General features: G+C 40.4%; 14 protein-coding genes. 3 read left to right on the forward strand and 11 right to left on the reverse strand.

Going from position 1 to position 14,899, the window contains the following annotated elements:
• Nucleotides 1-386 precede the first annotated feature (386 nt).
• The 8 genes from J0X14_RS13875 to J0X14_RS13910 all read right to left on the reverse strand — a co-directional run bounded on the left by J0X14_RS13875 (nt 387) and on the right by J0X14_RS13910 (nt 7,395).
• On the reverse strand, nt 387-1,142 hold the full coding sequence (locus J0X14_RS13875) for a LytR/AlgR family response regulator transcription factor (protein WP_207098396.1): 756 nt from the start codon (nt 1,140-1,142) through the stop codon (nt 387-389).
• 33 nt (nt 1,143-1,175) lie between these two features.
• Nucleotides 1,176-2,084, reverse strand: a complete 909-nt coding sequence (menA, locus tag J0X14_RS13880) for a 1,4-dihydroxy-2-naphthoate octaprenyltransferase (protein WP_207098397.1) — start codon at nt 2,082-2,084, stop codon at nt 1,176-1,178.
• A 2-nt stretch (nt 2,085-2,086) separates the two neighbouring features.
• A complete protein-coding gene (locus J0X14_RS13885) occupies nt 2,087-2,689 on the reverse strand; it encodes an SPOR domain-containing protein (protein WP_207098398.1) in 603 nt (200 codons plus the stop codon).
• 164 nt (nt 2,690-2,853) lie between these two features.
• Nucleotides 2,854-3,684, reverse strand: coding sequence for a S1 RNA-binding domain-containing protein (locus J0X14_RS13890; RefSeq protein WP_207098399.1), 831 nt, complete (start codon nt 3,682-3,684; stop codon nt 2,854-2,856).
• Nucleotides 3,685-3,761: 77 nt separating this feature from the next.
• Complete coding sequence (locus tag J0X14_RS13895; protein WP_207098400.1) at nt 3,762-4,103, reverse strand: DUF2853 family protein; 342 nt, start codon at nt 4,101-4,103, stop codon at nt 3,762-3,764.
• 36 nt (nt 4,104-4,139) lie between these two features.
• The gene (gene menD / locus J0X14_RS13900) at nt 4,140-5,876 is read right to left on the reverse strand and encodes a 2-succinyl-5-enolpyruvyl-6-hydroxy-3-cyclohexene-1-carboxylic-acid synthase (RefSeq protein ID WP_207098401.1); all 1,737 of its coding nucleotides are present in this window, start codon (nt 5,874-5,876) and stop codon (nt 4,140-4,142) included.
• Nucleotides 5,877-5,930: 54 nt separating this feature from the next.
• Nucleotides 5,931-6,992, reverse strand: a complete 1,062-nt coding sequence (locus tag J0X14_RS13905; RefSeq protein WP_242528034.1) for an isochorismate synthase MenF — start codon at nt 6,990-6,992, stop codon at nt 5,931-5,933.
• Nucleotides 6,973-7,395, reverse strand: a complete 423-nt coding sequence (locus J0X14_RS13910) for a PaaI family thioesterase (protein WP_207098402.1) — start codon at nt 7,393-7,395, stop codon at nt 6,973-6,975. Before J0X14_RS13910 ends, J0X14_RS13905 begins: the two co-directional genes overlap by 20 nt.
• A gap of 61 nt (nt 7,396-7,456) precedes the next feature.
• Between J0X14_RS13910 and J0X14_RS13915 the strand changes: the two genes are divergently transcribed.
• Complete coding sequence (locus tag J0X14_RS13915) at nt 7,457-8,095, forward strand: alpha/beta hydrolase (protein WP_207098403.1); 639 nt, start codon at nt 7,457-7,459, stop codon at nt 8,093-8,095.
• Between the two features lie 16 nt (nt 8,096-8,111).
• Here J0X14_RS13915 and J0X14_RS13920 read toward each other — a convergent pair whose 3' ends face one another.
• The 3 genes from J0X14_RS13920 to J0X14_RS13930 form a co-directional block, all read right to left on the reverse strand.
• Nucleotides 8,112-9,041 carry a hypothetical protein gene (locus J0X14_RS13920; RefSeq protein WP_207098404.1) on the reverse strand — a complete coding sequence of 310 codons (930 nt, stop codon included), beginning with the start codon at nt 9,039-9,041 and terminating at the stop codon, nt 8,112-8,114.
• 83 nt (nt 9,042-9,124) lie between these two features.
• The gene (locus J0X14_RS13925) at nt 9,125-10,381 is read right to left on the reverse strand and encodes an NAD(P)/FAD-dependent oxidoreductase (protein ID WP_207098405.1); all 1,257 of its coding nucleotides are present in this window, start codon (nt 10,379-10,381) and stop codon (nt 9,125-9,127) included.
• A 126-nt stretch (nt 10,382-10,507) separates the two neighbouring features.
• Complete coding sequence (locus tag J0X14_RS13930; protein WP_207098406.1) at nt 10,508-11,434, reverse strand: dihydrodipicolinate synthase family protein; 927 nt, start codon at nt 11,432-11,434, stop codon at nt 10,508-10,510.
• Between the two features lie 112 nt (nt 11,435-11,546).
• Here J0X14_RS13930 and J0X14_RS13935 point away from each other — a divergent pair, with 112 nt between their 5' ends.
• Together J0X14_RS13935 and J0X14_RS13940 are read left to right on the forward strand one after the other, a co-directional pair.
• Nucleotides 11,547-13,103, forward strand: coding sequence for a M28 family peptidase (locus J0X14_RS13935; protein ID WP_207098407.1), 1,557 nt, complete (start codon nt 11,547-11,549; stop codon nt 13,101-13,103).
• Between the two features lie 225 nt (nt 13,104-13,328).
• Complete coding sequence (locus tag J0X14_RS13940) at nt 13,329-14,864, forward strand: putative metal-binding motif-containing protein (protein WP_207098408.1); 1,536 nt, start codon at nt 13,329-13,331, stop codon at nt 14,862-14,864.
• The last annotated feature ends 35 nt before the right edge of the window (nt 14,865-14,899 follow it).

A 14,899-nucleotide genomic window follows, 5' to 3' on the forward strand; every position in this document is an offset into this window, starting at 1 on the left:
AAGAACGTTAGTTTGGCGTCAAAATTAAATGCAAAGGGACAGACTTGTTCAGTATTGTTGTGAAACTGCTCATTTCTGTTGTGAAATGTATCCAAGGGTATGTCAAACGACCTTTTATCGATGTTTTGTGCATTTCATGGAATTAGGAGAGTTGTAAAATCAAAAAAGGCCTTGCTATTAAACAAGACCCTTTTACGAGAACACTATATGAAAATGAAAAAATTACTTTCTAATTATTTACACTGCTAAAGTAGGTCAGGCTTACCATAGTGGGAAAACATTGTTGTGAACTTGTAAAAAGTTGTGGTCAGTTCAGGAGAAAAGTTTGTGGCACAAAAAAAGCACCTGAAAAAGGTGCTCTTTATATTCTAATTTTCTTTATAAAATCAACTGTTCATCGACGAAAGGATAAACTCCTTGAAATCCTTGGAAATGGGAATCAAGTTGTTGTTGATCATAATGTCTTTTGAGTTGATGGCATCTATATGATCCACATTTACGATATAGGATTTGTGCGCCCTATAAAATTTATTCTTGGGCAATTTCTCCAAATAATCCTTCAATGGGGAACGAACCAAAAACTTTTTATCTGCAGTGTTGACTTCCAAATAGACATTGTCAGCTTTGATGAACTGGATGTCCGTGAACTGAATCCTATAATAAAGGTGTTGCTTTTTAACGAAGATGGAATCCTTCAATACGGAGTTGGAGGTAAAGCTTTCGCCTTCTTCCCCTTCTTCGTCCCTTATTTCTCCCTTCTTATTATAGTTGAAATTGGAAAGTGCAATTTCTATGGAAGTATATAGGTCTTGCTGTTCAAATGGTTTTACCAAATAACCATCTGGTTTTACTGTTTTTGCATTTTCAACTGTGGCCCTATCCGAGTTGGAGGTCACAAAAATGAAGGGAATGTTGTAGGATTCCCTGATGTGCTTTCCTAAATCAATCCCAGTTTTATCAGAAGCCAAGATGATATCGATCAGGACCAGGTCAACATGATTATTTTTCAATACCTCCACGGCCTGTTCATAGACAATCACATTATCCACAATCTCATAGCCGATCTCTTCCAGCATGGACTGCATGTCATCTGCAATGATGACATTGTCCTCAACAATTAAAATTTTAATGGGATGTTCCAAGTTGCTTAAAGTTTATTTGGTTGTATATCAAAATTACAAAAAATTATTAATAGCAATATAGAACAATATAGCCAGTGCAAAAGTACTGAGCGCCAATTTTTTAAGCTCGCCGTCCAGTTCTCCCGGTTCTTGGGTTTTTAGTACCGTTGCCAAATGAATCAAAATGGGCAGAAAAGCCAGCATAAAATACGTGTTCAATAGGCTGATTTTTTCCAGCCAGATATACCCTAGAAAACATAGAACCGCTAGGGAAATCAATGCAAAATGATACCGCTTTCCATTGGCGAACCCCATTTTGACCACCAAAGTGTTCTTTCCCGATTTTTTATCCGAAACCACATCCCTGAGATTGTTCAGATTGAGCACACCAACGCACAACAGTCCTATGGACACGGCTGGAAGCAATGAGGCCCAATCCAAAGTCTTGGTATATAAAAACTTACTTCCCAAAACCCCTAAAAGTCCAAAAAATAGAAAAACAAACACATCCCCCAACCCTATATACCCATATGCATTGGAACCAATGGTATATTTAAGGGCGGCCCAAATGCTCAAAGTTCCCAAAAAGAAAAAGAGAAGGACATAAATCCAATTTTCAGTACCGAATGCCAGATAGATAAGTGCCACAGCCAATATCATGGAAATGATACTTGAAATAATGATTCCCCTTTTTAAAACAGGGCGTGATAATAGCCCACTTTGGAGCGCTCTCGAAGGACCAATCCTATCCTCATTATCAGTGCCCTTTACCCCATCGCCATAGTCATTGGCAAAGTTGGAAGTGACCTGAAAACCGATGGTGGTCAATAAGGCCAACACAAAAATGCCCAGTTCAAAAAATCCTTGTTTTCTGGCTAAAGCAGTACCTACAATAATTCCTGATAATGAAAGAGGAAGGGTGCGCAGTCTAGCGGCCTGAACCCAGACCTTAATATTTCCCAAGATTAATACGGATCTTCAATTTGAATTCGTTTTCCATCTTGATAGGAAGCCACAAAAGCATCCTTAAAGCCCATTTGTACCAATTGCTTTCTAAACGTTTGGGCTTCATCCAAGGTTTCAAAATTACCCAAGGAATACGCATAAAATGGGTTTGTTTTTACAAAAAGGGTATTGGTCAATGCTTCAGAGGCCAAGGTGACGTTGTTATCCACAAAGGATTTTACCTGTACGGAATATATTTTTTCCTTATCCAAAAACGCCTTGGCCAAATAGAATTCCCTTACCAAACTAAGCTCCTCATTTTGTGCCTTAAGGTTATCAATGCGGGTTTTAACCGCATCCAAACTATCTATGGAAACCAAAAGATGGTTATTTTGATTTTCAAATGAATTCTTGCTACTCAACCCAGCTGTGAAGGAAGTGATGGCCAAGACCCCTACCACAAACAAGCCCGTAATGCCCAGTAAAACATTGCGTTGCAGCCTTATTTTTCGGAGGTCCTTGTTCTTGTATTTAATTTGATCTAAAAGTCTTTCGTTGATAATCTGGGCCTTATCTATATCCTTATGAAGGTCCAACAAATCACTTTCTTCAATAAAAGGCATACGTTAAGTGGTTTTATAAATTCTAACAGCTCGCTAAAAGCATAGCTGTCAGTAAGTTAAATTAGGTTTATACAAATGTAAAATTTTTGGTCAAACAAAAAAACTTAGCGGTATGAAATTAATTTCTTGTTTTCATACTTATATACTTCTCAATTTCTAGCTGCTCAAACCAAATAAATTCCATCATCTTTAATATTGATTTTTCGCTGTCGATATAAAATCCCCACTCCCTTTTTAAACGCCTTTTTGCTCAAATGGAGTTGGTGCTGTATTTCCTCTGGGGATGATTTATCATGCAAAGGCAAAAAACCATTGTTTTGCTGCAATTTATCAAATATGATCTTGGCGGTGGGTTCCAACATTTTGGCCCCAATGGGTTGCGGTGAAATGTCAATTTTTTTATCATCCCGCACATTTTTGATATACCCTTTAAATTGGCTTCCCACCGAAACGGGTTTGAACAAGTCACTTACAAAAATGAGTCCTTTGTGCTTTTGGTCTACGATTACTTCCCAGCCCAGTGGGGTTTTTCGGGTCACCAATACCTCCACTTCATCATTGACCTCATAGGCCACATCCTCATTGGATAAAAATTTATTGATTCGGCTTGACCCTACTAATCGGAAGGTCTCCTCATCCAAATAACAGTGAACGATGTAGTTTTTCCCTTCCTCCATACGTTGGGCTTGCTCCCGAAAGGGTACCAAGAGATGTTTTTCCAAACCCCATTCCATGAACGCCCCAAAATCGGCAACTTCGGCCACTTTTAAAGACGCAAATCCATTTCGCTTAATGTACGGTTTTAGTGTGGTGGCAATCGGTCGCTCATTATTATCGAGATAACAAAACACCTCCATTTCAGCATCAATCTGAAAATCCTCCGGTACATATTTATTGGGCAGCAACACTTCTGTTCCCTCATCATCTCCCAAAAAAAGCCCAACACTTGTACTTCGCAATACTTTTAAAGTGTTATAATCTCCCAATTTTATCATAGTGCAAAGGTAGATTGAAAATACGGGTATAAAAAAAGCCGCCCCAAAAGGACAGCTCTACTTTAGGATAAACCCTATTAATTATAAACGGATTCTTTTCCAAAATACTTGGTCAGCATATAGTAGATCACCGCACGGTACTTATTCTTGTCCGAGCGACCATATCCATCAATAATACTATTGATTGCCTCCATTAATGCGGGATTGTCTGCCAGCCCTAGTTTTTTGACCAAGAAATTGTTCTTTACGGTCTCCAATTCCTTTTCGTCCGACCCTGAAACACGCGAAGCATCCAAATTGTATATGGCCGGACCTAGGCCAATAGCTACTTTGGTCAACAGGTCCATATCTGGTGCCTCTCCAAATTTACCTTGGATGTCCTCGGCGTACTTTGTGATCAATTCGTCTCGTTTGCTCATGATTGATTAGTGTTTTGTTTGATTTTTACTCAGCTTCTAAGATATAAAATCGAAGTACCCAAGCAAAATTTTATTGTTCACCAAGCGCGGGGTACATATTTCCAATATTTTGGGCTTGAGGGAGGTAGCATAAAAATCTTCCAATCCATTGGCCAACTCTACCTCGTCTTCGGCTCTAAAATGGTCAAATCCGAACATCTGGGCCAAATGTTCTGCTGTAAACCCATGATGGGTCTCAAAAAAGGTGGAAAATTCCTCTGTATCCTCTTTGCCCGGTAAAATTCTAAAAATTCCTCCCCCCGAATTGTTAATGAGAATAATCCTAAAATCAGGTCGAATATGGGTATTCCACAAGCCATTGCTGTCGTAAAAGAAACTCAAATCACCCGTAATCAACAAGGTGGGCTCCACTGCATGAATGGACGCCCCAACCGCTGTTGATGTGCTGCCATCAATACCACTGGTTCCCCGGTTACAGAACACTTTTAAAGATGCATCCATCGGAAACAATTGGGTATAGCGTACTGTGGAACTGTTCGCCAAATGCACCTGATACCCTTTGGGTATATACTGCATTACTTGGTCAAAAACGGTAAAATCGGAAAAAAGAATTTGGTCCAAATAGGTCTTCCTCCTAGCCTCGTAATGTTTTTTAACTTCTTGCCATTTGGTTTTGTAAGCACTCTTTTCTGTTTCCGAAGGTAAAACAGCTCCAAAGAAATCATTTGGATTGGCTTTAACATGCTTGGAAAGGCAAAAGAAGGTATCATGCGCTTTTTTAGGGTCGATGTGCCAATGTTCCTTGGGTTGATACTTCCGTAAAAACGCCTTTATTTTTTTGGAAACAATCAATCCACCAAAAGTGACCAGTATTTCCGGTTGAAGAGCTTTGAACAAATCTTCCTTATTCTCTGACTTTTCAATGGGTGCAATGATGCTGTCAATGCTCGGGAAAAACTCAGGGTGGTGCATGTTGGAAGTGGTTTCCGTAAACACCAAGGCATTTCCGTCTTGGGCCAATGCTTCCAACACTGCTTTTTCCATCACATTGGGTTGATTGACCCCCACTAATATCATTTTTCGACCGCTTTGTTTCCAAATAGATGCATAATCCGACCAATTCTCTTCATCGGAATTGATGGGAACATCTGTCTTCTTTTCAGCAATTTGAAGAGCGGGTTTTTCCACTACTCCATACAAAGGTTCTTCAAAAGGAATGTTGATGTGCACCGGAGTGCTTTTCCATCGTGCAATTTGAAGCGCATTTACCAACTCCCGTTCATTGTATTCCTGAATCGCCTCCTGGCTTTCAGCGAGAAGGGATTTCCCCCATTCTGACACTTTTTCAGGGGCATGGGAAATATCTTGCTTTAAATTGGCCGAGTATCCAATGTGCTTTTCCAGCACATTTTCTTGTCGGATGGTCTGTCCATCACCAATATCAATTCGGTAACTGGGTCTATCAGCTGAGACCACAATTAAAGGAATATCGCTATAAAATGCCTCGGCCACAGCCGGATAATAATTTAAAAGTGCACTTCCAGATGTACACACCACGGCTACCGGTTCTCGCAGTTGTTGGGCCATGCCCAAAGCAAAAAAAGCCGCGCATCGCTCATCTACAATGCTATAGCAGCTAAAAAAGGAATTCTTGGAAAAGCTGAGTGTCAAGGGAGCGTTCCTTGATCCTGGAGAAATCACAATATGTTTTACGCCTCTGGACTTAAAGTACAGTACCAGTGTCTGTGCCGAGGGAATATCTGAGTACATCATGGACCACAAAAATACATTTGAAAAGCGTATTCCCCTAAATTCGGGGGCACCAAATTATAGGATATTCAACATGGTCTTGCTTTTGTTCTGGGTCTCAATCCATTCGCTTTCTGGATTCGAGGCGGATGTGATTCCCCCACCCACAAAAATTGTGGCTTTGTTTCCCAACAATTCCATACATCGTAAGTTCACAAAAAGTGAGGTTTCTCCTGAATCATTCAGATTCAGTTCACCTAAAAAGCCTGTGTAAAAATTTCGAATGTAATTTTCATTTTTTAAAATGAAAGATTTCGCGGTTTGGGTAGGAATGCCACATACCGCTGGGGTGGGATGTAAAGCTGTGATGACCTTTTTTATCCCATTTCCACCGGATAATGTTCCCGTAACCTCTGACCGTAAATGCCACAGATTTCCAGCTCTAATGGATTCCGCTTCTCCGATATGGAGTTCTTCTACAGCAGGACCCAACCGTTCCCTGATGTAATCCGAAACCATCTGTTGCTCTTCAACTTCTTTTGAGCCCCATTTTGGATTTTCATCTCCATCAAACGGCAAGGTGGCCGCCAAAGACATAGAGCGTAATTGTTGACCTTTGATTTTCACCAAGGTCTCTGGAGTGGCACCACACCAGGTACCTACTTTTGGGTGATGGAAGAGATAACAAAAGGCATTGGGATAATTCTGCAACAGATTTTGAAGGATTTGAGTCGGTGCTGTTGCCATTTCAACAACCAATTTTCGAGATAGTACCACTTTTTTAAGATGGCCTTTTTCTATTTCAGAAATCCCTTTTCTTACCAAATCAATGTGGGCTTCTTTCGCAGAATCCACAATTACTGCAGAACTCTTTTCTTGTTTTGGCCCAATGCTGAATCGAGCTGAAAAGACTTCATCTGGCTCAATTAAAATAGCATTGTCCACTACATCAAACGGTGCAAAAACAAATCCGCTCTCTGTAAAATCAATGGTGTAATGCAAGGTATCATCCGCTTGGGAAACAGCAGTCACCAGTTCTTCTTTTGGTTTTCTATAAACGGCAAAAGGCAAGCCTTTTTCTAGGCAAAAATCAATCTTGTGAAGAATGGACTGAAAATCCTTATTTTCTGGGTAAGGCAATAGTGGTCAATTTACAATTGGAAATCAGTTTACCCTCCTCATCTGTTATTTTTATCTCCCAAAGTTGAGTGGTTCGACCTTTGTGCAAGATAGAGGCCCTTGCATAAACAAAACCTTCTTTGATGGATTTAACATGGTTCGCTGAAATCTCGATTCCCCGAACAAAAAATTCCTTGGCATTCAAAAAAATATAAGAGGCAGCGCTGCCCACACTTTCGGCCAATGCCACGGAAGCTCCTCCATGAAGGACACCGTCGGGTTGGTGAACCTTGGGGGTTACGGGCATTCGGGCCAATAAAAAGTTTTCCCCCACATCAATATAGGTAATGTCCAAAGTTTCCATCAATGTTCCTTTGCAAATTTCATTGCAAACAGAGAGAATCTTCTCTTTGTGCTCTTCCATCCTTCTATTTTTTGTAAAATTACACAAAGCTAAAGCAATCGAACAACCTAGAAACGACTTTATGGTCCCGAGCGAAAAGACGGTAATCTATACCACCCAAAATACGTATCTCACCCAAAATCCTATTACCCAGAAAACCAAGAATGTATGGTTGGTTTTTCATGGTATTGGCTATTTGAGCCGCTTTTTTGTAAAATATTTTGAAGGCCTAAACCCTGATGAGAACCATATTATTGTCCCCCAAGCTCCCTCAAAATACTATTTGAAAAATGAATACAAATATGTTGGGGCCAGTTGGTTGACCAAAGAGAATACACCCATGGAAATTGATAATGTGCTCAACTATGTGGATGCCGTCTTCGATGCTGAGGAAATTCCTTTAGATTTGAACTTAATTCTTTTTGGATTTTCCCAAGGGGTCTCCATTGCAACCCGTTGGTTGGTGCATCGAAAAGTTCAAGTGAAAGCATTAATTCTCTACGCTGGGGGAATCCCAAATGAAGTAAAAAAGGAGGATTTTGAGTTTATGGATTTTGACACGACAGCCATTAAAATCATTTATGGCGATTCTGATGAGTATTTGACTTCTGAGCGGTTACAAGTTGAAAAAGTCAAAATAGATTCACTATTTCATGGAAAGGCTGAAATCATAATTTTTAAGGGCGGGCATGAGGTAAAACCGGAGTTAATTTTGGTATAACAGGGTTAATCTAACCCTATCTCCCCTCGTTAGGTTCAGCGGTGTCTTCTTCTTCCGAATAATACTTGATCACACGTGTAGTGTAAGCATTGCCGGGCGTGATGATTTTTTTCACCCAGTTTTTTTCTTCGTTGCTATCAAACTGAAAGATATAGTTTTCCACAGATTCTGTGTTCAATGTTTTGGTTACAACTTTGTCCAGAATCCCGTTGGTATAGTAGTAGAACAATTTTTTTTGGGCCACAAATTCCTTTTCGTCTATATCATATTGAAAGAACTCACTGGTCACCAAATCATCTGCCGAATTAAAGACTTCCTCCGTGGCCCTGTTGGGTTCGCCATCAATATATTCCTTGGTCAAAATTACTTTTTGTGTTCCTTTGGAATTTTTACGTTCTGAAGTTCTTATGGTCTTTTCTAGAATTCCATTGGTAAAAATACTGGTAGTAAGCTCATTTTTATACGGTGTATATTCAAAAGTGGTTTCATCCACCCCATCAGAGTTAGAGGTAATGATTTTCGCCAACCTGCCTTCATCATCGTACAAGTATTCCTGTTGTTCCAAAAATTCTTTATCATATGAAATGATTTTCTCCAAGACTTTTCGATTTGGAACTGTGTCAATTTCATAAAAATTGGCCATGGAGGTGGATGCATCCAGCACATTATTTTTATAACTCTCCATTCGTCTTTCCACAAGTTCGTCACTATTGTACTTGTAGTAGGTAATATCTTGATCGGTATCATTGTATTGGGTCACCGTTTTGGTCAAAATACCTTCTTTGGTAAATTCAAACGATTCCCGACCATAATCCGTAATGACCAAACATGATTTTACCTTCCCATTTAGGTCAAAATCTTGCAATGTGAAGATTTGTATCTCCTGAGAACGAAGCCCCGAGATAAGAAAAAAACAAGAAACGAGTAGTGTGTAGTTTTTTGTCATGCTATAAAATTACTTCGAATTCAGGCAACTAAAAAATTTACTGCATACACTATGCCGAAATTAACTTAAAGAAAACAAGAGGGTTAAAACTTCCTATTCGGATTGAATGGGGATAAATCCATAGCTGTTTTTTGACCTGAAATCAGCTCAGTGACCATTTTGCCGGTGGCAGGCCCCAAACTCCAACCCATCATGGCATGTCCAGTGGCGATGGTCAAATTTTTATAACCCGCAGGTCTACCAATGTAAGGCAATCCGTCTGGAGATACAGGACGCAATCCGCATTGGGCATTGTTCTTGTCTTCATCCGAAATTTTTAAGCCATTATAATAGCGCTCCGCTCCTTGGGCAATGGCCTCTACTCTTTCTTTGCGAATAATATGGTTAATCCCTGAAAACTCCATGGTTCCAGCAAAACGGGTGAAACCCTGCATGGGTGTAACAGCCATTTTTGCTTCCATTAAAATGGCAGGCATGGATATTTTGGTGGGCGATTCCACATTGATGCGATATCCTTTTCCCGCCTGTAACGGCAAATCGATATTCATTTTTTTGGAAAGGTTCGAAGTCCATGAGCCAGCTGCAAAAACTACTTCATCAGCTTGGTAACTGGATTTATTGGTCCGTACTTCCGTTACAAACCCTTTTTCCACATCAATATCCAGAACTTCTTCACCTTTATGAATGCTCACCCCATTTTTGGAAAGATGTTCCAAAAGGTTCTTCATAATCTGGGGCGGGGTAGTATGTCGGTCACATTCGTAATGTATGGCCCCTAAGGCATTGAGCTCAATGTTAGGCTCTATTTTCTTTAATCCATCTGCATCCAAATGGCTTGCTTCCAAACCCATTTCTTGGGCTTTTTTCATCACTTCCAACTCGTGGTCCCGTGCTTTTTCGGTTTGATAGACCATGAGCAACCCTCTATCATCCAAGTGAAAATCCCCTAAATCACCCGAAGATTTCATGTCTTCATATAACTTTCGACTGATCAGATTAATATCCTTAATAATAGGCATGGCCCGTTCCACTTTGGCCTTTGTAGAGGATTTTTTAAAATACCAGGCCCACTTTATAAAGTCAAGGTCTAATCTGGGTTTCATATAAAACGGACTGGAAGAATTGAACATGTATTTGATCCCCTTTGAAATCATTCCGGGAGAGGCCAAGGGTATAATATGGCTCGGGGTTAAATAGCCTGCATTGACAAAGGAAGCACCTGAAGAAATATCCGATTTGTCCAAAACCGTTACCTGATGCCCTTCTTTCTGTAAAAAATATGCTGTTGAGAGTCCAACAATTCCTCCACCAACAATAATCACATTTTTGTTTTTGCCCATACCCTATCGCCCTTATTAAAATTTAGGTGTTCAATTTTCTAGCAAATGTAGAACCTAAATAATTTTTACGGATAGAAGTTTAGCCAAATTTTTACTGATTTTGGGTTGGTCGTACCCAAGCTGTGTTTAAACCTTTACCTTGGTGCGGACCAAATCTGCGATTTCGGGTCTTGTTCGCATGCCTTCTTCAATAATGGCCTTTACCCGTTCCCTTTCTTTGCCCTGTAGGGGCATTCTGGGCAAACGAACATATTCAGTGCCAATCCCAGTTGCCACTTCGGCTAGTTTTATATTCTGTACCAATTGCGGGCTAATATCCAACTCCAATAAGGGCATAAACCACCTGTAAATAGCTTTGGCCTCTTTGATTTTTCCGGCTTTTACCAATTCATAAATGGCAACGGTCTCCCTTGGAAAAGCGCACACCAGACCGGCCACCCATCCATCTGCTCCCATCAACATGCTTTCCATGGCCAACGTATCCACACCGCATAAAATCTTCAATCGGTCCCCGAATCGGTTTCGCATTCGGGTAATGTTGGTAATGTCCCGAGCAGAATCTTTTACAGCCTCAATATTATCATGCTCAATCAATTCCTCAAACATGTCCAGAGTGACCTCTATTTTATAATCCACAGGATTATTATAGATCATCATGGGCAAGGATGTACTTTGGGCCACAGCCTTAAAATAGGCAACGGTTTCATAATCCGTCGATTTATAGCGCATGGGTGGTAAAATCATTATTCCTTTAGCACCGTATTTTTCGGCTTTTTCAGCGGCAAGAATAGCATCTTTGGTAGTCTGCTCTGCAATATTGATCACTACGGGAATCTTATCTTCCACCAAGTCCACCGTATGCTGCATCAAAATTCGTTTTTCATCTTGGGTAAGCGTACTTGCCTCTCCAAGGGTCCCGCCCAATATTATGGCATGTACCCCTGCATCAACCTGGGCTTTGATGTTCGTGGAGAACATATCAATATCCAATTGGTCTTCTTTGGTGAATTTCGTCGTTATTGCCGGCATTACCCCGGCCCAATTCATTTTCATCTATGGCGTGTTTATTTAGAAGTGCTCAATATACACATTCACTTGAAAAGTCAATAAATTTTTTTATCAATCTTTTGAGTATTTTTGGAGAATTTTGATAAAATATTCCATTATGAACAAATTTGCCCTGCTTGTTTTGGGTTTTCTATTTTCCTGTAATTCTTCACAAAAAACAGTATCAGAAGCTCCAAAATCCCTAGTAGAAACAGACCCGGTGACCTATGCACAGACCATCACACAAGAGGAATTAAAAGAGCATTTGTTCACCTATGCATCGGATGAATTTGAAGGCCGTGAAACAGGGGAACCAGGTCAAAAAAAGGCGGTAGAATATTTAAGGGAACAATATAAGGCCCTGGGAATCCCTGCTGCAAAACCAGATGGGGATTATTTCCAAAAAGTTCCTTTGGAAGTGGCAAAAGTTCCAGTAGGAAACATCAACATTAACAACACCGTTTTTGAACTGGGGAAAGACATCTTGGCATTCACTATGGCTGAAGGCAATTTTAATGAAGTAACGTATGTTGGATATGGTATTGAGGCAGATAATTATTCTGATTATGGGGGCTTGGACGTAAATGGAAAGGTAGTGCTCATTAAATCTGGAGAGCCCATGGATAAAAGTGGAAATTATATCCTCTCGGGGTCTTCCAAAAAATCAGCGTGGAGCAACATGTCCGAAGCCATGGAAAAAAAAGCCACTCTTGCCATGGAAAAGGGAGCTAAAGGGATTCTGTACTGGGATTCCCAAAATTTCCTCAGATATAAAGGATATTTTGAGTTTATGAAGGCCAACAATAGTGAAAAAATGGAGTTGGCGGAAAACAGTGCTGACAATTTTATTGTTATTCTCAATGAAACAGCTGCCAAGGCGTTCAAAAATGATATTGAGAATGACCATGTCCCTAAACCCATTTCGACGAACCTAAAGCTTAACATTGCAAGTGGAAATGATAAAATCGATTCAGAAAATGTGGTCGCTGTTCTTAAAGGAACTGAAAAGCCTAATGAGTATGTTGTTATTTCTTCGCACTTGGACCATATCGGGGTGAGTGGAAATGGAGATGTTAATAACGGCGCCGATGATGATGGTTCTGGAACCGTGGCTATGCTAGAAATTGCAGAGGCCTTTAAAAAAGCCGCTGATGCTGGTGAAGGTCCTAAACGTTCCATCGTGTTCCTACATGTTACCGGAGAAGAAAAAGGACTCTTGGGATCAAGATATTATACTGATGTGGACCCAATTCTTCCTTTATCACAAACCGTTGCCAATCTTAATATTGATATGATCGGGCGCATTGATCCCAAACGGAATGGAAATCGAAACTACGTATATCTCATTGGGTCTGACAAGTTGAGTACGGAACTCCATAAGCTCTCCGAGGAAATCAATGCCAGGTACACCAACTTGGAGTTGGACTACACGTACAATGATGAAAACGACCCCAATCGGTTTTATTATCGGAGTGATCACTACAACTTTGCGAAGAACAATATTCCCATCATCTTCTATTTTAATGGCACCCATGCAGACTACCACCGCCCGGGAGATACTCCGGATAAAATAAACTACGATCTTTTGGAAAATCGTGCACGATTGATTTTCCATACGGCTTGGGAAGTGGCCAATAGACCTGAAAAGGTTTTGGTTGATAAAATTGCAGATTAAATTCTCGACTTCCATAGTGATGATATCCCTATAACTATAAACCATATTCTTACTGAAAAGCATGGCAACACTTTAAGATGGTAATCCTCCCATGCTTTAATCTGCAAATTGCTTCATATCTAGGTTAGGTCAAGCCAAAGTCATCATCCATCAATTGAGGGGTCTTTGGGCAATTGCCCCAAGCTACTTTTAGGGAAATATTAACCCCTTTAAAAGTACAATCTCATGAGAAAGAACAATTATTTTGGCTTAATCGCCATGAGTATGGGCCTTGGTTTTATAATGTTGGTCGCCTGCAGCAAAGATGATGGCTGCGAGACCAAAACCTATTATTTGGACAAGGACAAGGACAATTATGGTACGGGTAAAGCTGTTACCGCCTGCAGTCCACCTAAAGTAACTGTAGGTCAGTACGTCCTTAAAAATGGTGATCCAGATGATACCAATGCAGACATATTTCCTGGCTGCGTCACTACAGACTATTATTCAGATACTGATGGGGACGGATATGGTGCCGGTAATCCCATTGCTTCCTGTGTCGAGCCAGAAGGCGATTATGTCTTGGTAGGTGGTGATCAGGATGATGACGACCCCAACATCAATCCGGGTTGTACCTTAATCTTTTATTTGGATGAGGACAATGATGGTTTTGGTGTCGGAGAACCTCTTAATTTCTGTGAAAATCCAGATGAGGACAAATACACCGATTTTGACGATGCCTTTGATTGTGATGATACTGATCCCAACATCAATCCAGATGTTTTTATAATCTATTATCCAGACAATGACGGTGATGGTCATGGTGACTTAAATGGGGAAACAATCTCCATAGCAGGATGTGATGATGTTCCTGAAGGATACGTTGCCAACGATACGGACTGTGACGACAACAATCTACTGGCCTATCCCGGTGCTGAAGATATTACCTACTACCTTGATGCTGATCATGATGGCTATGGTTTTGATGGTGAATTTGAAACAAGAAGCGCCTGTGATCCTGCTCCCCAATTTGACTATGCCCTACAAGGTGGAGATTGTAACGACAGCGATGACAGTATAAACCCTGATGCAGAAGACAATCCCAATGATGGAATAGACAGTAATTGTGATGGAGTACATGAAACCACTATTTGGTCAGGACCTGATTTTCAGTTCAGCAAAGCAGCCAATGCAGATTGGGCCAAAGACCCTTTTTCCCAGGATCAACTTACGGAGAACATTTACCTCACACGCTCCACAGAAGGCTATATCACCAATATTAAATGGTGGGTTGATGTGATCGGAGTTTTTCCTAACGAAACAAATGACCTTCCTTGGGAATATTTTGGTAGAAAAGCTCAAAACCCACCTTCTGCCAATGTAGGTGATGCAGAACCAATCGGCGGACCACAAGGAGTTCGTTGGGCCATTTTACAACAAGGAGGCAATACTGCAGCTTGGGATAATTTTAACTGGTACGGCGAATTAGGAGACCCTACCCATTTTTATAGTCTCAACAATATTGTGACCATTTGCGCACTTTTGAATGATAATGAATCACCCCTAAATATTGTAGATGATTTTGGAATTGACAACACTATTGGAATTCCTCAAGAAGCAGAAGATTATACTGCAGGGAATGTTGTTAATAGTTTAGAGAACATTACCTTGGGCGTATGGTTGATGGAAGAAGATATCTATTTCACCCTTACTTTTACGGATATTCCCCATGTGAACCAAGGAAATGGAATGACGTATATACGATCTAGACCTAATAATTAAAATCAACAACCAACCTAAAAAGGCCTTGGAGAAAT

The organism is Allomuricauda sp. CAU 1633, from assembly GCF_017313225.1.
Lineage (GTDB): Bacteria > Bacteroidota > Bacteroidia > Flavobacteriales > Flavobacteriaceae > Flagellimonas.

Bases quoted from the DNA above. Each gene is read 5' to 3' on its own strand.
- J0X14_RS13885 (WP_207098398.1), bottom strand. From the start codon at position 2,689: ATGCCTTTTATTGAAGAAAGTGATTTGTTGGACCTTCATAAGGATATA.
- J0X14_RS13890 (WP_207098399.1), bottom strand. From the start codon at position 3,684: ATGATAAAATTGGGAGATTATAACACTTTAAAAGTATTGCGAAGTACA.
- J0X14_RS13895 (WP_207098400.1), bottom strand. From the start codon at position 4,103: ATGAGCAAACGAGACGAATTGATCACAAAGTACGCCGAGGACATCCAA.
- menD (WP_207098401.1), bottom strand. From the start codon at position 5,876: ATGATGTACTCAGATATTCCCTCGGCACAGACACTGGTACTGTACTTT.
- J0X14_RS13910 (WP_207098402.1), bottom strand. From the start codon at position 7,395: ATGGAAGAGCACAAAGAGAAGATTCTCTCTGTTTGCAATGAAATTTGC.
- J0X14_RS13915 (WP_207098403.1), top strand. From the start codon at position 7,457: ATGGTCCCGAGCGAAAAGACGGTAATCTATACCACCCAAAATACGTAT.
- J0X14_RS13920 (WP_207098404.1), bottom strand. From the start codon at position 9,041: ATGACAAAAAACTACACACTACTCGTTTCTTGTTTTTTTCTTATCTCG.
- J0X14_RS13925 (WP_207098405.1), bottom strand. From the start codon at position 10,381: ATGGGCAAAAACAAAAATGTGATTATTGTTGGTGGAGGAATTGTTGGA.
- J0X14_RS13930 (WP_207098406.1), bottom strand. From the start codon at position 11,434: ATGAAAATGAATTGGGCCGGGGTAATGCCGGCAATAACGACGAAATTC.
- J0X14_RS13935 (WP_207098407.1), top strand. From the start codon at position 11,547: ATGAACAAATTTGCCCTGCTTGTTTTGGGTTTTCTATTTTCCTGTAAT.
- J0X14_RS13940 (WP_207098408.1), top strand. From the start codon at position 13,329: ATGAGAAAGAACAATTATTTTGGCTTAATCGCCATGAGTATGGGCCTT.